The organism is bacterium (assembly GCA_030693205.1).
GTDB lineage: Bacteria > Patescibacteriota > Minisyncoccia > JAHIHE01 > JAHIHE01 > JAHILZ01.
In genome coordinates this window covers 17,930-36,755 of the sequence record JAUYBG010000018.1, presented here as the reverse complement: position 1 = coordinate 36,755, position 18,826 = coordinate 17,930, and the positions used below count along the sequence as shown (strand labels likewise).

The window sequence follows — 18,826 nt, the reverse complement described above, 5'->3', positions numbered from 1 at the left end:
TTCTAATAATTATATTATATCAGATAAACGCAAAAATCACAAAAATTGTCAAAAGCGATTTTTAATGCTAGAATAAATATATAAATTTTATAAAAAATCTTATGTATAAACCAGTTGTGCTGCTGATTCTCGATGGCTGGGGAATAAATTTTAATTCTCAGGGCAATGCGATCGCTCAAGCTAATACTCCGACTGTTAATTCGCTGTGGCGGCATTATCCGGCTTTAGCTTTGCAAGCTTCCAGCATTGCAGTGGGTCTGCCGTGGGGAGAAATGGGAAATTCCGAAGTTGGACACACTATTTTGGGCGCGGGCCGGATTGTTTACCAAAATCTTCCTAGAATCACATTATCTATTCAAAATGGCAGTTTTTTCACGAATCCGGCGTTTCTAAACGCGATTAACCGCGCGCGAAACCATAAATCCTCAATTCACTTATTCGGTTTGGCCAGTAACGGCGGCGTTCATAGCCATATTGAACATTTGGGCGCTCTTATCGAGTTAATGAAAAAAGAAAATTTTCCCGATGTGTTTTTGCATTTATTTACGGATGGCCGCGATACTATGCCTAATTCCGGAATAAAGTTTATCAGCGAGATCGAACAAATTTTGGCTGATATGAATATTGGCAAGATCGCCAGTATTGCAGGAAGATATTACGCGATGGACAGGAATAATAACTGGGACAGGACTCTGAAAACCTACGAATGCATAATCGGCAACGGAGAAAATTCCGCTTCTAGCGCTTCTGATGTCCTAACAAACAGCTATGCAAAAGGCGTTACCGACGAATTTATTTCCCCGACTTTTATTGAAAACAAAAATGCCGACGGCGAAAAGATCGGAATGGTCAAAGACAATGACGTGGTTATATTTTTTAATTTTCGCGAAGATCGAGCCCGTCAGCTAACAAAGGCTTTTACGGCATCGGATTTTAATGGATTTAAAAAAAGCAAAACGATCTCAAATCTTTATTTTGTTACAATGACCGAATACGAGAAAAATATCGCTTCCGAAGTCGCTTTTTTGCCTGAACGCATTGTTTGGCCGCTGGCGCGCGTGATCAGCGAACAAGGGCTCAAGCAGCTTCATATCGCGGAAACGGAAAAATACGCCCATGTTACATATTTTTTCAACGGAGGCAATGAAGTTGCGTATCCGGGAGAAACTCGAACGCTGATTCCGTCGCTTTCAATATCTAATTTTGCCAACCGTCCGGAAATGTCTGTGGTGGAAATCTCCAATAAAATTGTAACGGAAATTTCCCGCGGAGTTTACGACTTCATAGTCGGTAATTTTGCCAACGCCGATATGGTCGGGCATACCGGAGATTTGAACGCAACGATCAAAGCGGTTGAAGCCGTGGATAAAAATTTGGCAAAAATTATTGATGCCGTCCTGACTTATAATGGCGCCCTTCTGATTACGGCTGATCACGGAAATGCCGAGGAAAAAATCAATCCGCTTACGGGAGAAGTGCTGACCGAACATACTTCAAACCCTGTTCCATTATGGCTGGTGACGTCTAAAAATAAAAAAAACAAAGACCAAACTGAGATTATCAATGAACAAGGCGCGGTCAAGGGTTTGCTCGCGGATATCGCGCCGACTATTCTTGAACTGATGGAGGTCAAAAAACCGGAAGAAATGACAGGACGAAGCTTATTGCCGCTTTTGGAAGAAAATAATAGCGTAGAAAATGGATAAAAATAAAATAAAAAAATAAATTTAAAAATCGGCTTACAAAACAGCCGATTTTTAAATAACTATTAGATTCCATAATTGTAATTTTCTTATTTTTTCTTTTTCGAAACAATGATCTTATCCACAATCCCATACGCCTTCGCCTCTTCCGCGTTCATAAAAAAATCTCGATCGGTATCTTTCTCGATCTTTTCAATTTTTTGTCCGGTATGTTTTGATAAAATTTTATTTATCCTGTCTTTGATCTGAAGAATATGGCGCGAAGCGATAGCGATATCAACCGCCTGGCCGCTTGCCCCTCCCATTACCTGGTGGATCAGAACTTCTGAGTTTGGCAAAACAAATCTCTTGCCTTTTGCGCCGCTCGCGAGCAATATCGCCGCGGCACTGGCGGCAATACCGATACAAATAGTGGAAACGTTTGATTTCAAATATTGTATCGTGTCGTAAATAGCCAAAGCCGCGCTGACGCTGCCTCCGGGACTATTGATATATAAGTTTATATCTCCGTCTCCCTGGCTATCCAAAAACAATAATTGAGCGATAACGGTATTGGCAACGCTATCATCGATCGGAAATCCCAGGAAGATTATCCGGTCTTTGAGGAGGCGGGAATAAATATCATACGCCCGCTCCCCTTGAGAGGTTTTATCGATTACCATCGGCACCAGTTCCATTTTTGGCATATTATTCATATTTTTATATAATGTTTATTTTTTAAGAACGATATTTTCCAGGAAAACCAGAACTTTTTCCGTAATCAAAACATCATAAATGTTATTTTTTAATTTTTCCGGATCAATTTCTTTCTGAGCATCGTCGGTTTTTTTATAATTAGCCAGAATTTTATTTACTTGCTCTGAAATTTCTTTCTCGGCTACTTTTAAATTCTCTTGCTTGACGATCTCATGGGTAATAAGATAATTATTGATCCGGCTTTCGGCGGTTTGCCGCCAGCTTTCTTTCAAATTAGCCTCGGTTTTAGCCAGCTGACTCAGATACTCTTCGAATTTTAAGCCATTCTGCTCGACACTGTGCTTAAATTCGGCAAGCATTCTCTCGACTTCAGAGTTTACCAAGATATCCGGCAACTCTTTTGTGCCATAATTTTTAATAAGAAATTCGACTATTTTAGTCCGAAATTTTTCTTTTTCCACTTTTGTTTTTTCAAGCATAATTCCTTCGGAAATGCTCTTTTCCAACTCTTTGACTTCTTTAAAATTGCCAAGGGTTTTGGCGAACTCGTCATCAAACTTTGGCGTGATCACCTCTTGCACTAAATTCATTTTAACTTTGAAACTGACATTTTTTCCCGCTAAATTTTTCTGATAATAATCTTTGGGAAAAACGACGCTAAATTCTTTTTCTTCAGCGGTTTTCATTCCAATAATATTATTTTCAAATTCCGGCAAAAAATTGCTTCGCCCGATTATTAACGGATGATGCTTGCTCTCTCCTTTTTCGATCTTTACCTTATCCAGCCGGCTTTCAAAATCAATCTCCACCCTATCGCCTTTTTGAGCCAGACGAGCGACTGTGACGATCTTCGCGCGCGAGTTCAGTAAATATTCAATAGAATCTTTGAGCTCTTTTTCTTCCACTTTCGGAGTTTCAAGCTTTATTCCTTCAGCCGCTAATTTTTTCTTATAATCCTCGCTAAGCGCGATCGGCGGAATAACCGCTAAAATCGCTTTGTAAATTATATCATTCTCCTGAGCCAGTTTGATCATTTCCACTTTTGGCTGGCCTACGGGAACAAGTTTGTGTTTTTGAAGCGCTTCGTGATAAGTATCATTTACCGCGTGTTCGGCTATTTCTTCCATAATTGCCGCAAGGCCGACATTTTTTTCAATTGTTTTAGCATCGGCTTTGCCCGGCCTGAAACCGGGAATTTTTACGTGATTGGCCAGACATTCTACCGCGTGATCATGATAATGTTTCCATTTTTCAGCCGGAATTTCGACTGTCAATTCAACTTGTGATTTGGGAAGTTTTTTTAGTTCGATTTTCATAATTTTATTTACTGTTATACTGTCGGTATTTATCCGCATTATCTGCTTAATTCGCCCGTTAGCGGCGGAACAACTTGTTTCTTGCGAGAAACGACTCCCTTGAGAAATATTTCATTATTTTCCGCTTTGGCGCCAAAAACTTTTTCCGCGAGATTTTTTTCCGCATCGCTTAAGATATACATTATACTGTTCTCTTTTAAAATGTCAACGATCAAAAAGAAAACATAATCAAGCTTTTCGACTGATTTTTTTGCCGCCAACGCCGCCATTAACTCGCTTTTCTTGGAGCTTACGCTTTGAGTATCCGTTGTTTCCCAAACGCCAATTCCAACTTTGGATTTGCCCATTTCGAAATTCTTGTAATCTTTAGAGACAATCTCGCTGGTCGCTATTCCTCCCAAGCTGGATTTTGCCGCAAATTGCGCTTTAACGAATTTTTCAAGATCGAGCTTAGCGGTCTTATTCAGTTCTTCGAATATTTTTTTATCGTCAGAAGAAGTGGTCGGGGAAGTCAAATTCAATGTATCGGAAATTATGGAAGCGATCATCATGATCGCCGATGTTTTATCTATTTTAACGCCTTTTTCTTTTAAGATCTTGTAAATTACCGTGGCTGTGCAACCGACAGGTTCAATGCGCGCCAAAATCGGTTTCCCGGATTTCAACCCGCCAAGATTATGATGATCGACAATTGCCGCCAAATTCGCATCAGTTAAACCGGGTAAAATTTGGGCAGGCTCTGTGGTATCAACCAATACTACGTTTTCATCGGTAATTTTTTCTATCATAACCGGCTTTTCAATCTTTAGAAGATCTAAAATATATTTTGTTTCATTGTTGATATCGCCTGCAATTCGCGGCTCAACGCTAAAACCAAAAATATTTTCAGCAAAGCGAGAAATTAATATTGCCGCTAATACCGAATCCGCGTCAGGATTCATATGCCCGAGAGAAATAGTTTTATTCTGCATATTAAATAAAATAATTATTAATTAAACATATTGGCACCTCTTAAAAGCGAGCCAATTTATTTTTGATTGTACAAGGGGATTCAGGGGTTACCCCTATACTCGCCTCGATTCGAGTCGAGTCGAAGCGGGCAAGCAAAAATAATTGGCGAGCTTTGTCTTATGACAGCTCTACTTTTTCTCTTTCTTCACTTTTTCTTTTTTTTCCTTGACTTTTTTAACCGGCTTGCTTTCCGTGCCATCAACCGCTTCGCCTACAACAGATTTTTTTGTTTTTTCTTTCTTAGTTTCTTTTTCTTTTTCGGCAGGTTTTTCTTTTACTTCCTTAGCCGCTTCCGAGGCTTCTTCTTTTGGCGCTTCCGGCGTGCCAGCTACCACATCGATTCGATAGCCGGTAAGTTTTGAGGCCAGACGGACATTTTGGCCATGTTTTCCGATAGCGAGCGATAATTGCTCGGGAATAACTTTTGCTACGGCTGACTTGCTCTTTTCGTCGATCTTTACAGCCAAAACTTTTGCCGGACTTAAAGCCTTGGCAATGAATTTTGCCGTATCCTTGTTCCATTCGATGATATCAATCTTTTCACCGCCAATTTCTTCCATGATCGCCTGAACCCTGGTTCCTTTTTGCCCGACGCAAGCGCCAATCGGATCAATATTGTGATCGTTCGATGTAACGGCAATTTTTGACCTATCGCCGGCTTCCCTGCTTATGGCTTTTATTTCGATGGATTTGTCGGCAATTTCAGGAACTTCAAGCGTAAAAAGATTTTTTATCAATTCATTATGAGTCCGGGAAAGTATGATTTCCGGTCCTTTGGGAGTTTCGCTGACTTTTACCACATAAACCTTCAATCTTTGCCCGGTTCTGTAATTCTCGCGCATGACTTGTTCGGACGGAGGAATAATGCCGACGGTCTTATTGATATCGACAAAAACAACCCTACCTTTGAAAGGCGGGAGTATTTCAACCCGCTGTACGCTTCCGATCAATACCGCTCCTTCGTGTTTTTTAAATTCATTGAAGATCACCGAGCGTTCCACTTCTCGGATCCTTTGAATGATCACTTGCTTGGCGGTTTGCGATGCGATTCTGCCGAAATCGGACTTGGAAGGCATTTCATTCTCGATCTCATCTTCCAGTTTCGCGTCCGGTTTGATCAATCGCGCTTCGCTGAGTTTTATGTGTTTATCGGGATTATATCTTATCTTTATTTGCTCTTCGCCGAATTCTGCGCCCGGCACGGAGTTTTTTTCGTCTCTAGCCGCTTTATTGATGATCGCTCTTTCCGATTCTATCTTTAAAGCAGTTTGAAAAGTTTCGCCGGTAGCGATAGCTTCAGCTTCTTCTTCAATATCGTCAGGCACCACCTGTTTGATCTGGGAAACTTTTATATCGCCTGTCTCCGGATTAAATTTAACGCGGATGATCTGGCTTTTTTTGCCGTAGTCTTTCTTATAGGCAGCGGCCAATGCCGCTTCAATTACTTTGAAAATCTCATCTTTTGCGATGCCTTTTTCTTCGGCGATCTGGTTGATAGCCAAAGCGAATTGTTTTTGATCTAACATAATTTTCGTATTTATTGCTTATTAATTAAGTTTACCCTATTGGAAACGGAAAGCATTTTTTTAAAATGAGCCCGATCACTCGGGCTTCCAAAAAAATCAGTTCATTCAATAAGGCAGTCAATCGTATAAATATATTATAGCGAATAGAAAAATAAAGTCAAGCCAAAAAAAATAAGGGCTCACAATGAACCCCTTAAGGTAATCTTAGCTTTTCCCTTAATTACCTCAATCTTACCGCCGATTGGCATTTCTCCCGGCGTTTTTTCTAACGCCATTCGGATGCTTTCTGTGGCATCCACCTGGCCAGGTGACGGCAGAAATATAGTATTCCGCAGTTTTTTTATTTCCCGGAAATACTGTTTCATCCCTATCACTATTATTACTTCTTTTAAGCTTAAAGAAGATTTAAATCCGTGATTAGGACTGTATATCGTTCCTGTCTCTTTATTCAATACCCATTTTGTTCCTCCACACACTGCAGTTTCATCGCTGAGATTCAACTCGTGCGTCAGTCCGCCCAATAATTTAAGTGCGGAAAGCTCATTTGCTTTTATACGATTTGATTTAATCGTATAAATTTTTTCCAGCGGATTGACGAGAACCATCAAATCCGGATTTTGCCCTTCCGGCGAAAAAGAATTCGCAACCCTGCTTACGCTTAATGGGCGATTTGATTCAACGATTACCACCGTTAAATCAAAAAAATTCTTCCAGTCATATCTGATATCGTCTTTTGCTACCAGGCTTTCTAGTTTTCTTCTTTTTACCACTTTAATCACCTTTTCTTTTATTTTTTCTTTTCGCTTGGTAATCTTTTTGTTTATTACCTCGCTTAAACAATCATTAAGTATTTTAATAACTGATTACGCGAGGTAAAATTTATTGTATGTGTTTTGAAAGAACAATTTTAAAACATAACTTTATATTATATGCTAAATTTTTAAAAATGTCAAGAATGATGCATAATTATCGCTTAAATAAAGCAAAAAATCGGTTCTTAACCGGGTAAAAATTATTTTTTATACAGCCTTTCACCAATCAAAAATGCCTTTTTCAATTGTTTTAATTTCAGCGATAATGCTGGAACCGGCTTTAACTTTATCTTTTTCCTTAACTTTCAACTCAATATTGTCTTCAGCCTCGCCTGCAGTCGAGGCGGGCAGGACTAAAATAACCTGACTGCCTAATTTTATCAAGCCAAGCGCATCTCCCTTGACAACTTTTTGCCCTTCTTCTACCGCGCAAACTATTTTTTTAGCCATCACTCCCGCCACCTGGATCACCTTAATATTACCAATGGCGGTTTTTATTAAAATCTCATTATTTTCATTCTCCAAAGACGCGCGCATATTATGGGCTTTGTGTATGGCATTAAAGAATTTTCCTTTGGAATATTTGATCGAAAGTATCTCTCCGTCAAGCGGCGCTTTTTGGCGGTGCATATTGTGTATATTCATCATTATCACAATAAGCCAGCCCCGCGGCGATACGTCCTTGGTCTTGACCAGAACCTTGCCTAATTTATTTTCCCGGATCTCAAGATCTTTTCCGTGATCATATTTTATTATTTTTACGATCTTTCCATCCGCCGGAGACACGATATTGTCGCCCGCAGGTATCGTTCGCTTGGGGTTCCGCAAAAACCAAAATCTATAAAGAAAAAATAAAGAAAAGGCAAAGATAAACAAAGATAAAAAATATGACATAGGTTTTACCTTAATCCGATATATTTTATTTTATTGTCAATCTTACCTTTTTGTAAATCCGCGTAAATCTTTCCAACATCTTCCAAACTCACATCTCTGCCGCCCAATCCATAGATGCAACTTTGAAATTTAGGAGTTTTTTTCGCTCCCGCGTATAACGCGCGAATTTCGTTTGAAAGCGCTCCATATGCTCCGGGTGCGGCGGCTTTGTCGAGAATTGCCACTCGTTTTATTTTGGCTAAGGATCTCCTGATTGATTCCCCGGGAAATGGCCGAAAAAGGCGTATTTTTAATAATCCGGCCTTGATCCCTTTTTTTCTTAATTTATCAACTATGACTTTCGCCGTTCCGGCGGTTGAACCCATAAGCACAACAGCGATGCTGGCATCTTTCAAGCGATATTCTTCGATATAGGAATATTTTCTTCCACTGAGCTTTTCGTATTCATCGTCAATTATACGCAGAACATTTAAAACGTTTTCAATCCCTTCTATTTGCTGGCGCTTATGTTCAAAATAATAATCAAACAGATCCAGTCCGCCGTAAGTCACAGGATGGTCGACATCAAGCAAGGGATACAATGGTTTCCATTCGCCGATAAATTTTTTTACGATCTTGTCTTCGATCTTCAAAACATTTTGAACGGCATGGCTGGTTATAAAGCCATCCTGCATTACCATTACCGGCGTTAATACTTTTCCATGTTCCGCAAGCCTCAATGAAATCAATGTATTGTCATAAACTTCCTGGGCATTTTCGGAAAATATCTGGATCCAACCGGAATCGCGAAGCATCATCGCGTCAGATTGATCTCCGTGGATATTCAACGGCGCGGAAAGCGACCGATTGGCAACCGCCATTACGATCGGCAGCCGCATCCCGGAAGCGATATAGCAAACTTCAGCCATAAAAGCCAAACCTTGGCTTGATGTGGCGGTCATAGCCCGCACTCCCGCGGCAGAAGCGCCGACAACCGCGCTCAGCGCCGAATGCTCACTCTCAGCATTGATTATGGAAGTCGTAACTTTGCCATCGGCCGCCATTCTGGCGAAAGACTCAATGATCGGAGTTTGCGGCGTAATCGGATATACTGCCACGACGTCCGGATTGATCTGCCTCATTGCTTCAGCCGCCGCTTCGGCGCCGGAAAGAGCGTGATATTTTGTTTTTCTCGTGGAAGACATGGTAATTATATGTTTAAAATAATTTTATAATCATTTTTTATTCTTTTTGCATCTCAATCGCTTTTACCGGGCATTCTTCGGCGCAAATACCGCAACCCTTGCAAATATCATAATTCGTAGAATCAAGTACTACCTCGGTTTTTATTTTTATCGCAGATTTTTCTTCCTCGCTTAAATCCGCTAATTTTTTAACGCTTATTGCCGCATCGGGGCAAAATATGACACACCTCATGCAATTCGTGCATTTTGATTTATCGGTTACGGGTTTTTTCGTGCGCCAAGCGCCAGTCTTGAATTTCTTGGCATTGCCGGCTTCGGTAATCACTCCTCCAATAGGAATTTCACGCCATGATTTTAATTTTACATTTGTTTTTTTCACGGTATTCATATCCTTATTATTCGATTAAATTTTACACTGAGCGTTTGACGCCTGTAATTCTACCGCTTCGTATCCTTTTCTGAAAGCTAAAATGTTTTTTTCCGCCATTTCTCTGCCTTTTTTCCGGGCAAAAATTTCTTCCAGCTCTTCTTCAAGCGCTTTTTTGGAAACAATATTACTGATTTTATTCAGTGCTCCCATCAAAACTATTCCGGAAAAATCTTTTCCCAAAACTTCAACGGCGATTTTCGTGGCATTTAATGCGTATATTTTTTGCCTGCAGCCCAGCATTTCCCGCACATCCTTTTCTTCCTTAAAACTATTCACGAGCAACAGGCCGTTTTTTTTCAATCCGCTGGTTATATCCACTATTCCCAGCAATGTGGGATCAGCCAAAATAACAATATCCGGGGTCTTGATATTGCTATGCACTCTTATGGGCTCGTTGGAAATTCTGACGAATACCTGCATCGGCGCGCCGCTTCTCTCGGGGCCATATTCGGAAAAAGCTTCGACAAATTTCCCGTCTTCGATCCCCGCCTCAGCCAATATCTGGCCGATAGTTTTCGCGCCTTGCCCGCCGCGGGAGTGAATGCGGATTTCAAAAAGATTTTCCATATAATTTAAACAATTTACAGGCATAAATTAATGTACGCTCAACATCCTATCTTCTAATCCGTAAATATCTTTTCCTCTTGGGTTTTTAAACATTTTTCCGTGGCCAGGGATCAAATAATCAACCATCAAAAGAATTTTTTTGCGGCTGGCAGTCAAAGTTTTTGGGCTTTCAACTTGCAATAATTTATTATCCCCGCCACGCCAATACAAATCTCCAACCACAGCTATTATACCAAATTCCGTGTTATTTACAATTATAGAAATATCTTCCAGGGCGTGCCCGGGAGTTTTGGTGATGCGAACATTTTTAGTGATTCGCCGCTCTGCCTTTGCCAATAAAAATTTATCGCCTTTGAATTCTCCCAGACTGTCAATAAACAAAGCTTCGGAAAATAAAAAATTATTAGCGATATGATCAGCGTGAGGATGCGTAAGAACCACGATATCGATATTTTTCGGCTTAAGCTTTTCCTTTTTCAATCCTGCGATTATTTTTTTATCTTCGCCGGGCGAACCGGTATCCACGAGAATATTTTTTCCACTATCGCAAATCAAAACAACATTACTGCCGGTCTGGCAACGATTCTTGCCGATCCATTTGAAATAACCGGGTTTGATGATTTTGACAAATGTTTTCATGATTTAGTTACAATAAAATAATAATTTAGACTTTCGAGTGTCTTTTTAAAAAGTCTAAATTATTATTTAGTCTAAAATTGCTAACTCACCAGCGCGCTCGTATCTCCTTCCGGCAATCCCAATTCTCGAGCCTTCAAGACCCGTCTCATAATCTTTCCGCTTCGGGTTTTCGGCAAGGAATCGACAAAGGCGATATCGCCGATCACCGCAACCGGGCCAAGAGCGTGGCGAACTGCCAGAAGCAATTCTTTTTTAAGTTCATCCGAGCCGGTAAAACCTTGTTTCAGGATCAAAAACGCTTTGATCACTTCGCCTTTGACCGGATCAGGAATACCAATCACGCCGGCTTCAGCCACCGCTTTGTGATGAACGAATGCGCTTTCGACTTCGGCAGTACCAATCCTGTGTCCGGCAATTTTCAATACATCATCGCCGCGGCCCTGGATCCAAAAAAATCCGTCTTTATCTTTGAAGGCAATGTCGCCAGAGGCATAGACTCCGCCAGGAATTTCCTGCCAGTAGGTTTTAACATAGCGGTCGGGATTATTGAAGATCGTTCGGACCATCGACGGCCACTGATTGAGAATTACCAAATATCCGCCTTTTCCGACTTCAACTTGCTTACCGTTTTTATCGACAATATCCGCAATAATTCCCGGGAAAGGCTTGGTCACGCTTCCGGCTTTAAGAGGCGCGCAAGGAAGCGGGGTCAGCATATGCATGCCAGTCTCAGTCTGCCACCAGGTATCCATGATCGGACAGCGATTTTTACCGACAAATTCATTATACCAAAGCCAGGCCGCCGGATTGAGCGGCTCGCCGACTGAACCCAAGATTCGCAAAGATGTCATCGCGTGTTTCGCCGGCCATTCATTGCCGTATTTCGCCATCGCGCGGATCAGAGTCGGCGCGGTATAGAGAATATTCACGCTGTATTTTTCCACTGTTTTCCAAATTCGATCCGGTTCGGGCATATCCGGAACACCCTCATACATAAGAGTCGTAATGCCGGCCAAAAGCGGACCATAAATTATATAACTGTGCCCGGTGATCCATCCCGGATCCGCGGTGCACCAAAGAACTTCATTCCCATGCAGATCAAATACCCATTTTATCGTGCGAAGCACGCCCACCATATATCCGCCAACCGCGTGAACTATTCCTTTCGGCTTCGCCGTAGTGCCGGAAGTATAAAGCACAAATGCCGGATCTTCCGAATCCATTTCTTCGCATTTCGCTTCCTCGCTTTTATCTTTGATCAATTCATGATACCAGACATCTTTGGCCATATTAAAACTGATCGGCTGAGCATTATTTTTTACCACAATAACTTTTTGGATCGTCGGACAATTCACAACCGCTTTATCAACCATCTCTTTAAGGTTTATAACTTTTCCGCGGCGAAAACTGCCATCGGCGGTGATCAAAACTTTTGCCTGCGCATCTTGAATTCTATCGGTCAAAGCCATTGCCGAGTAACCGGCATAAACCACTGAATGCATCGCGCCGATCTTGGCGCATGCCAGCATCGAAATAGCAATTTCCGGAATATTCGGCATATATATCGCCACTCTATCTCCTTTTTGAACTCCGAGTGAACGAAGCGCATTCGCCATTTTATTTACTTCTTTGAAAAGTTCCAAGTAAGTATATTTTTTGGTCCGGCCGGTCTCGTCTTCCCAAAGAATCGCGGTCTTCGCGCCTTTTCCCGCTTCAATATGCCGATCAACCGCGTTATAAGCCAAATTAGTTTTAGCGCCGACAAACCATTTATAAAAAGGTTTTTTGTCTTTATCTAAAACTTTAGTCCATGGCGCAGACCAATTGATATCTTTAGCGGCATCTTCCCAAAATTTTTCCGGATTGGCGGCGGCGGTTTTCAATATCGCGTCATAATCTTTTACAATCGCTTTATCCAAAATCTCTTTTGAAGGCAAGTATATTTTTTGCGCGCTCAGCAGCACTTCGGTTGTTTCCGCGGTGTTAGAAGCTTCGTTTGCCACAGCTTCGGTTTTCGCGGCATGCGGTTTGGCAATTTCTATCGGCAAATTAATTTTACTGCTGGCTTTTGGCCGAATAGCAGCAATAAGTTCGACTTTAGGAATTCCTTTAAACTTCTTAGCTTTTGGCTTAATCTTGGATTTAATTTTCGCTTTCGTCTTAAGTTTAATTTTTGCTTTAAACTTAGCCTTTTTAACAGCCACTTTTTTTATAGCTTTTTTCTTTTTCAAAACTACTTTTTTAGCTTTCAATACTTTTTTCTTGGCCGATTTTACTTTACCCTGAGCGCGTCGAAGGGCCGGCTTTTTAAATTTCTTCGTCTTTTTTGGCATAAGATTTTCACAATTTTCAATTATCAGGACTGCTTTGCAGGATTGATTGAAAATCGAATAATTAAATATTGATTAAAAATTAAGTTAATATTTTTTAAATATTGCTATATTATATCACATTATGCTTTTTTCCAGAAGCGAAAAACAATAAAATACTATATATCCAGATTTTTTAGATCTTTTTTACCCAACAGCCCGTTTTGCGCGCCGGGCGCGGCAACCACCGAAGATGTGTTTAGAATCCCCAGCTTCATCGCTTTATCAATATCGTCTTTGAATAATTCCAGGCCGGCAACAAATGACGACCCAAAAGCATCGCCCACTCCGGTTGTATCAAGCCTCTCTCCTTTCTCTATAATCGGCGCATAGTACATTTTTACTCCGTCATAAGCCCACGCGCCATCTCTGCCGCACGTAATCACTACCGTGCGCGGACCGTAATTTTTAATTATGGATAATAGATTTTTTACATCACTCGGAACAATATTCTCTTTTTTAACTTTTGGATCGCTTGTTACCAACTGGGTAGCTTCATCCTGGTTTAAGATCAAGACTTCGGTATATTTGAAAAAAAAGCTCAATTCTTTCAGGCCGCCGACGAGCTGGCTTAGTCCCGGATTCCAGGCAATCCTGAGCTTCCGCTTTTTATTTTTTACGGCGAAAACCTGAGCTAAAATCCTCTGCCAGTCTCCGCTTAAAGAGGCCAGGTATATCCATTTCGTATTCTTCAGCGCGGCGATTCCTTTTCGGTTTAATTCCAATTTATTTTTTACATTATCATCGCGAAAAATTATCCGGTCTTTGTCAGGACCGATTATGATAACGGCAAAATCGCTTTTTTGTTTTGCTGTTTTCTGGATCAGTTCAATTCCTACTTTCTTTTTTTTAAAATTGCTGATTATTTCATTGCCAAAAAGATCATCTCCGGTCGCGATAATAGCCGAGGATTTAAACCCGAAGCTTGCGAATGATACCGCCGTATTAGCCGCGCCGCCGCCGAATCCGTGAACGACTTTTTCCGAACTGATTTTCGCGCCATGTTCAAAGGCCAGCAGTTTCTGCCGCAAAATGTCTTTTTCATTATCGATTAAAAACATTTCACTTTTGATCGGGAAAAATGTAATATCATAAGTCGCGCCGCCAATAGTGATAACGTCGTATTTTTGTTTCAACCCGTTAGAAATTCCCATATTTATGATTCTAGTTATTATTAGACCACATTAAAAATAATTATTTATTTCTAACGGGTTTCATAAAAATATATTTAAATTAGTTTATCGTATTTTTGTGGGAACATTTTTACAGCGTGCAATTAACCTGATTCCACGTAGTCATATTCGCGTATCCCATTCCTTGCAAGATTACGGCGATTGCCAGCCAAGCGATAAAAACGATAGCCAAACCCGCGATCACACTACTCATGGCAGATTTAGCCAGTTCAATATTTCTGGGATTCCCGGTCGATAAAGCATAGAGAAGCCCGGCAATTATAAGAATAAATACTCCGATCCCGACAGCCAGATCTAAAACAAAATTAATAATATTTTTTAACATATAGAACATTGCGCAAAGAGTGCAAGCCTGAGACTCGTCAATATCGCCGGTGGCAAGATTATCATCTAATCGGCCGCAAGGAACCAAACCGGTTGTGATGTCGGGAAAAGTTATACTGCAGGTAATACTTAAATTTTTTGCTTCATAATCTCCTCCTGTAATTGAAAACAGAGATAATGGCACTAAGCAACTATTTAATTCTGTAGGATCTATCGCGCATTGTTCAACTCCACCCACTATACATGTACAAGTTGCTCCATATATAATTGCATTAATCGCGCTTTCAAATCCAGTATAAGTATTTCCAGTTGTCGGCATATATTCTGTACTGCCAACGGTTAAAGAATTCGGAATACTTCTAAAACCAGTCATATCGGAATAATTATACGGAATATTGCCGCAAGTAGGATAACTGCCAATCACTGTTCCGTCATTTTTTAGCTTTGTTACGGAACCGTATCCAGCTGTAGTACAAGAAGCAGGCGCACTTGGACCGTTTGGATTAGTATAACCAGGGCCGCCACCGCCATAATTTACTATCCAAATATTATTATCAAAATCAATAGCCACGCCTTCGGCTCCTATTCCTACTGGAATGTTACCAATAACACTTCCATCGGAAACTTTAAATTTTAAAACTCGTGAAGAACTTGTTGTCCAAAAAGACCTGTTATCGTCAACAACCATCCAAACACTTTTATTAATAGTACCGTCCCCTGCAATTCCCCGTCCTCCATAAGTATTAGGTCCGCCGCTTAAACCGGAAGGATAATTTGTAACGCTGGTAATGCCGCCTCCTGTGTCTCTGACTACTTTCCATGCCCCACCATTATCAGCCCATTGCGCTATCCAAATATTCGAATCATTGTCTATGCCGATTCCATATGCACCGGCTGTCGGTTCAGTATCCTTAGTTACTATCGCTCCACTTGAATATTTATAAGAAGTAACACTCCCGTTGCTTTGAGACCAAACAATACCATATTTATCACCAATCATGCCATAAGAGTATGCCGGACATAAACTGGCTAATTTTGTTCCTTTTCCTCCGCATGAAGCAGAAGTACAAACTACATGCAAACGATCGCCAGTACCTACTCCAGACGGGCACGCAACAGCTCCAACTCCAGCCGTACCAGTCCATATATTCCCATATCTATCAAAAGTTAAACCACGATTCAGAGTTGCACCTGTGTTAACTTGTCCTCCGTATTTATATTCTCCGGTGCCGTCGTTTTTCGGCTCGAGCCATGTTATATAGGCGTTTCCCCGATTTGCCACCCAAACATCTCCGCCCGGAATTAAAGTAATACGAGAAGGATCATTAAACGAAGCTGGGTCAAATCCAGGCGTAGAATTTGTATATAATTTTACTAAAGTGCCATCTGTTGTTCTAATCTGAGCTATAGTATTACTGCCACTATTAGGCACCCAAATATATGGAGTTTTAATTAAAGTTTTTGGCACAAGATCCACTGTTGTCGTAGTAATCGTAGCAGACATCGGAAGCGATATCTTTGCTTCATTATTATACCCTCCACCAGCAGGAAAAACCAAAGGCATAGTAGTATTACCATTAGAAAATTTAGTAGTACTGCAATCTTCAGTGCGTGCATTTGCAATAAGCGGCAAAAATAAAACTGCCATTAATATTAATAAAAACACAAAAAAGCCATTCTTTTTATTTTTTAGAAAAATCATAAAATTAAATATTAAAATATTATTAATAGGATAAGATTGTTATTGACTCAGGCGTAAAATCTTTAATCTTTGTAACATCTTTTGAATATTTTATACTGACAGAATCCTCTTTTTTAAAATCGGAAAGCTTAATATCGTTTGAAATATATTCAAGTTCATTTTTTTTACCCGCTCTTGGCTGGGAAGTTATCCGTTTTAATACGGTATTATTGTCTATTATTAATTTTCTTATTTCTTTTTTATTTTCATCCCATCTGCTTTTTTCCAAATTGAAAACGGGAGTTTCTGCTGAAATCGTATTGTTTTGCACGCTTACAATTTTACCATATACAACATAAATACCTATAGCGCTTTCGGCTGAAAATGATTCGCCTGTATTTTTTTTTGAAGAATTAACTGAAACCGCAATCGCAAAAAGCGAAAAAATAAAAATAATTCCGATTACGGCGATCGCGCCACTCGCAATTTTGAGAAAAATAATTGACTTATCTTTTATTTTTTTCATATTATAAATTATTTAATTAAAATATCATCAACCTTCCATTCATTACCCTCTTTGATAAATTTTAAAATTGCCCTCTCTTCTTTATTGAAAGAAATTGATGATTTCCCCGTTTGCCCGTCTTCATCTACATATTCTATGGTTGTTGCGCCCTGAATCGTGGCTCCTCTCATTTCCCTTTTTGTATATCTAACTTCCACCTCAACTAAATCACCACTTTGGGATAAAACAACCGATTCTTTAACAAGTAATGAAAATGTAATATATTTTTTCGGTTTATTTTCCAGCTCTTGTTTTTTCTCTTTTATAAAATTTTCTTTTTCGCCCCATAAGCGGCTCGTTATTTTATCCTTTAGGCTTTCCAGATTTGTGAAATCTCCAAATTGGTATGTTCCGTATGCTCTGACAAAATTCTCCGCCAAATCTTTTATTTTTTTCTCTTCCTGCACGGAAACACTCGCTGGCAACTGTCCGCCGAAAGGGGTCGGGCTTGGCGATGAGCCGATTCCACCGCGGTATTTATTGCTTATAAAAGTTCCCGCTAATACCAAACCCAGCAAAACAGCTATCCCGATAATAATTTTAAAAATAATAGTCATATTTTATTTTAAAAAATAATTCATTGTAAATTGAAAATTGAGTTTTGAAAATTAAGATATCTCTTCCTCTATTTCCATCAATCTATTGTATTTCGCCAGTCTTTCTCCCCTCGAAAGCGAACCGGCTTTGATAAAATCCGCGCCGACCGCCACAGCCAGATCAGCGATAAAATTATCGCAAGTCTCTCCCGAACGATGCGATACGACAACTTTCCAGCCTGCCTCTTGCGCCATTTTTACCGCTTCGATAGTTTCTGAAAGCGTGCCGATTTGATTAGGCTTAATGATGATTGCGTTGCCTATCGCTTCTTTAATCGCTTTTTCGAGCAACTTTATATTTGTTACCGTTAGATCATCGGTAATTACCATTGTGTCGCCATTAGCTGTCTTTAGCCGGATAAAGGCTTTTCGCCATTCGATCCAGTCTTTTTCGTTTAACGGATCTTCGACTGAAATTAGATTATATTTATTGATCCATTCGATATAAAGAGATATCAAGCGTTCGGACGACAGCGAAACACCATCAGCCTTTAAGACATAATGATCTTCTTTTTTATCATAAAAAGAGTTAGCTCCGGCGTCAATGCCCAAGCAAACATCTTTCCCTATAATGTAACCGGCGCGTTTGATCGCTTCCAGCACCAGATCAAAAGCAAAAATGGTTGATTTGATATCAGGGGCATATCCTCCCTCATTGCCGATATCGGTATCAAGGTTATGCTGGCTTAAAACATTCTTAAGTTCATGGAATATTTCAGCGCCGCAACGAATTTTTTCGCTGAACGAAATTTCGGCTTGCGGTATGATCATAATTTCCTGAATATCCAGATTGGTATCCGCGTGGCTGCCGCCGTTGAAAATATTGAACATCGGCGTAGGCAATTTATAATGCCGGGATTGCTTGCCGCGCGAGGAATCAGAGCGAAATTTGTAGGTCTTGGCGATATATTCGTAAAGAGGCAGCTTTGCCGCATAAGCTCCGGCTCTGGCGCAAGCCAAAGAAACTCCCAAAATCGCATTTGCGCCAAGATTCGTTTTATTCTCCGTCCCGTCAAGCTTGATCATTGTATCGTCAATTTCTTGCTGATGAGTCGCGTCTTTTCCTTTCAGAAATTTAGCGATAATTTCATTTATATTTTTAACCGCTTTCAGCACGCCTTTCCCGCCATAACGCTTCAAGTCGCCGTCTCTAAGCTCAAGTGCTTCAGCTCCTCCTGTGGAAGCGCCGGATGGCACCGAAGCAACTGCCTCGATATTTCCGGTTAATTCAACTTTTACTTCAATTGTCGGATCTCCGCGAGAATCTAAAATCTCGCGAGCGATGATGTTTTTAATCTTTGCAACCATAAATTTATTCAA

17 protein-coding genes are annotated in these 18,826 nt (G+C 40.4%); 1 reads left to right on the top strand and 16 read right to left on the bottom strand.

The window, feature by feature from the left end; genetic code table 11:
* Positions 1 to 101 precede the first annotated feature (101 nt).
* Positions 102 to 1,706: a 2,3-bisphosphoglycerate-independent phosphoglycerate mutase gene (gene gpmI, locus Q8N37_04155; protein MDP3057679.1), complete on the top strand. Its 1,605-nt coding sequence runs from the start codon at positions 102 to 104 to the stop codon at positions 1,704 to 1,706.
* An 86-nt stretch (positions 1,707 to 1,792) separates the two neighbouring features.
* Here the strand turns inward: gpmI and Q8N37_04150 are convergent, their stop codons facing one another.
* From Q8N37_04150 to eno, 16 genes are all read right to left on the bottom strand, one after another.
* Complete coding sequence (locus Q8N37_04150; GenBank protein MDP3057678.1) at positions 1,793 to 2,389, bottom strand: ATP-dependent Clp protease proteolytic subunit; 597 nt, start codon at positions 2,387 to 2,389, stop codon at positions 1,793 to 1,795.
* 24 nt (positions 2,390 to 2,413) lie between these two features.
* Positions 2,414 to 3,715 carry a trigger factor gene (tig, locus tag Q8N37_04145; protein ID MDP3057677.1) on the bottom strand — a complete coding sequence of 434 codons (1,302 nt, stop codon included), beginning with the start codon at positions 3,713 to 3,715 and terminating at the stop codon, positions 2,414 to 2,416.
* 38 nt (positions 3,716 to 3,753) lie between these two features.
* A complete protein-coding gene (locus tag Q8N37_04140; GenBank protein MDP3057676.1) occupies positions 3,754 to 4,686 on the bottom strand; it encodes a manganese-dependent inorganic pyrophosphatase in 933 nt (310 codons plus the stop codon).
* Positions 4,687 to 4,854: 168 nt separating this feature from the next.
* A complete protein-coding gene (gene nusA, locus Q8N37_04135) occupies positions 4,855 to 6,252 on the bottom strand; it encodes a transcription termination factor NusA (protein ID MDP3057675.1) in 1,398 nt (465 codons plus the stop codon).
* 179 nt (positions 6,253 to 6,431) lie between these two features.
* Positions 6,432 to 7,022 carry a hypothetical protein gene (locus Q8N37_04130; protein MDP3057674.1) on the bottom strand — a complete coding sequence of 197 codons (591 nt, stop codon included), beginning with the start codon at positions 7,020 to 7,022 and terminating at the stop codon, positions 6,432 to 6,434.
* Between the two features lie 261 nt (positions 7,023 to 7,283).
* Positions 7,284 to 7,958 (bottom strand): phosphatidylserine decarboxylase, encoded by a 675-nt coding sequence (locus tag Q8N37_04125; protein MDP3057673.1) that lies wholly within the window; start codon positions 7,956 to 7,958, stop codon positions 7,284 to 7,286.
* A 5-nt stretch (positions 7,959 to 7,963) separates the two neighbouring features.
* Positions 7,964 to 9,142 carry a transketolase C-terminal domain-containing protein gene (locus tag Q8N37_04120; GenBank protein MDP3057672.1) on the bottom strand — a complete coding sequence of 393 codons (1,179 nt, stop codon included), beginning with the start codon at positions 9,140 to 9,142 and terminating at the stop codon, positions 7,964 to 7,966.
* A gap of 37 nt (positions 9,143 to 9,179) precedes the next feature.
* Positions 9,180 to 9,530: a 4Fe-4S binding protein gene (locus Q8N37_04115; protein ID MDP3057671.1), complete on the bottom strand. Its 351-nt coding sequence runs from the start codon at positions 9,528 to 9,530 to the stop codon at positions 9,180 to 9,182.
* Between the two features lie 15 nt (positions 9,531 to 9,545).
* A complete protein-coding gene (locus Q8N37_04110) occupies positions 9,546 to 10,139 on the bottom strand; it encodes a 2-oxoacid:acceptor oxidoreductase family protein (protein MDP3057670.1) in 594 nt (197 codons plus the stop codon).
* A 27-nt stretch (positions 10,140 to 10,166) separates the two neighbouring features.
* Positions 10,167 to 10,778, bottom strand: a complete 612-nt coding sequence (locus tag Q8N37_04105; protein MDP3057669.1) for an MBL fold metallo-hydrolase — start codon at positions 10,776 to 10,778, stop codon at positions 10,167 to 10,169.
* 80 nt (positions 10,779 to 10,858) lie between these two features.
* Positions 10,859 to 13,111: an acetate--CoA ligase gene (gene acs / locus Q8N37_04100; GenBank protein ID MDP3057668.1), complete on the bottom strand. Its 2,253-nt coding sequence runs from the start codon at positions 13,109 to 13,111 to the stop codon at positions 10,859 to 10,861.
* A 155-nt stretch (positions 13,112 to 13,266) separates the two neighbouring features.
* A complete protein-coding gene (locus Q8N37_04095) occupies positions 13,267 to 14,301 on the bottom strand; it encodes a carbohydrate kinase family protein (GenBank protein MDP3057667.1) in 1,035 nt (344 codons plus the stop codon).
* Positions 14,302 to 14,410: 109 nt separating this feature from the next.
* Positions 14,411 to 16,366 carry a hypothetical protein gene (locus tag Q8N37_04090; protein ID MDP3057666.1) on the bottom strand — a complete coding sequence of 652 codons (1,956 nt, stop codon included), beginning with the start codon at positions 16,364 to 16,366 and terminating at the stop codon, positions 14,411 to 14,413.
* 22 nt (positions 16,367 to 16,388) lie between these two features.
* Positions 16,389 to 16,871 (bottom strand): hypothetical protein, encoded by a 483-nt coding sequence (locus Q8N37_04085; GenBank protein MDP3057665.1) that lies wholly within the window; start codon positions 16,869 to 16,871, stop codon positions 16,389 to 16,391.
* An 8-nt stretch (positions 16,872 to 16,879) separates the two neighbouring features.
* On the bottom strand, positions 16,880 to 17,467 hold the full coding sequence (locus Q8N37_04080) for a hypothetical protein (protein ID MDP3057664.1): 588 nt from the start codon (positions 17,465 to 17,467) through the stop codon (positions 16,880 to 16,882).
* 51 nt (positions 17,468 to 17,518) lie between these two features.
* Complete coding sequence (gene eno, locus Q8N37_04075) at positions 17,519 to 18,814, bottom strand: phosphopyruvate hydratase (protein MDP3057663.1); 1,296 nt, start codon at positions 18,812 to 18,814, stop codon at positions 17,519 to 17,521.
* Positions 18,815 to 18,826 lie beyond the last annotated feature (12 nt).

Excerpts from the sequence above, each read along its gene's own strand:
- acs (MDP3057668.1), bottom strand. The coding sequence starts at position 13,111 with ATGCCAAAAAAGACGAAGAAATTTAAAAAGCCGGCCCTTCGACGCGCT.
- Q8N37_04140 (MDP3057676.1), bottom strand. The coding sequence starts at position 4,686 with ATGCAGAATAAAACTATTTCTCTCGGGCATATGAATCCTGACGCGGAT.
- Q8N37_04090 (MDP3057666.1), bottom strand. The coding sequence starts at position 16,366 with ATGATTTTTCTAAAAAATAAAAAGAATGGCTTTTTTGTGTTTTTATTA.
- Q8N37_04150 (MDP3057678.1), bottom strand. The coding sequence starts at position 2,389 with ATGCCAAAAATGGAACTGGTGCCGATGGTAATCGATAAAACCTCTCAA.
- nusA (MDP3057675.1), bottom strand. The coding sequence starts at position 6,252 with ATGTTAGATCAAAAACAATTCGCTTTGGCTATCAACCAGATCGCCGAA.
- Q8N37_04115 (MDP3057671.1), bottom strand. The coding sequence starts at position 9,530 with ATGAATACCGTGAAAAAAACAAATGTAAAATTAAAATCATGGCGTGAA.
- Q8N37_04105 (MDP3057669.1), bottom strand. The coding sequence starts at position 10,778 with ATGAAAACATTTGTCAAAATCATCAAACCCGGTTATTTCAAATGGATC.
- tig (MDP3057677.1), bottom strand. The coding sequence starts at position 3,715 with ATGAAAATCGAACTAAAAAAACTTCCCAAATCACAAGTTGAATTGACA.
- Q8N37_04110 (MDP3057670.1), bottom strand. The coding sequence starts at position 10,139 with ATGGAAAATCTTTTTGAAATCCGCATTCACTCCCGCGGCGGGCAAGGC.
- Q8N37_04120 (MDP3057672.1), bottom strand. The coding sequence starts at position 9,142 with ATGTCTTCCACGAGAAAAACAAAATATCACGCTCTTTCCGGCGCCGAA.
- eno (MDP3057663.1), bottom strand. The coding sequence starts at position 18,814 with ATGGTTGCAAAGATTAAAAACATCATCGCTCGCGAGATTTTAGATTCT.
- Q8N37_04095 (MDP3057667.1), bottom strand. The coding sequence starts at position 14,301 with ATGGGAATTTCTAACGGGTTGAAACAAAAATACGACGTTATCACTATT.
- gpmI (MDP3057679.1), top strand. The coding sequence starts at position 102 with ATGTATAAACCAGTTGTGCTGCTGATTCTCGATGGCTGGGGAATAAAT.
- Q8N37_04085 (MDP3057665.1), bottom strand. The coding sequence starts at position 16,871 with ATGAAAAAAATAAAAGATAAGTCAATTATTTTTCTCAAAATTGCGAGT.
- Q8N37_04080 (MDP3057664.1), bottom strand. The coding sequence starts at position 17,467 with ATGACTATTATTTTTAAAATTATTATCGGGATAGCTGTTTTGCTGGGT.
- Q8N37_04125 (MDP3057673.1), bottom strand. The coding sequence starts at position 7,958 with ATGTCATATTTTTTATCTTTGTTTATCTTTGCCTTTTCTTTATTTTTT.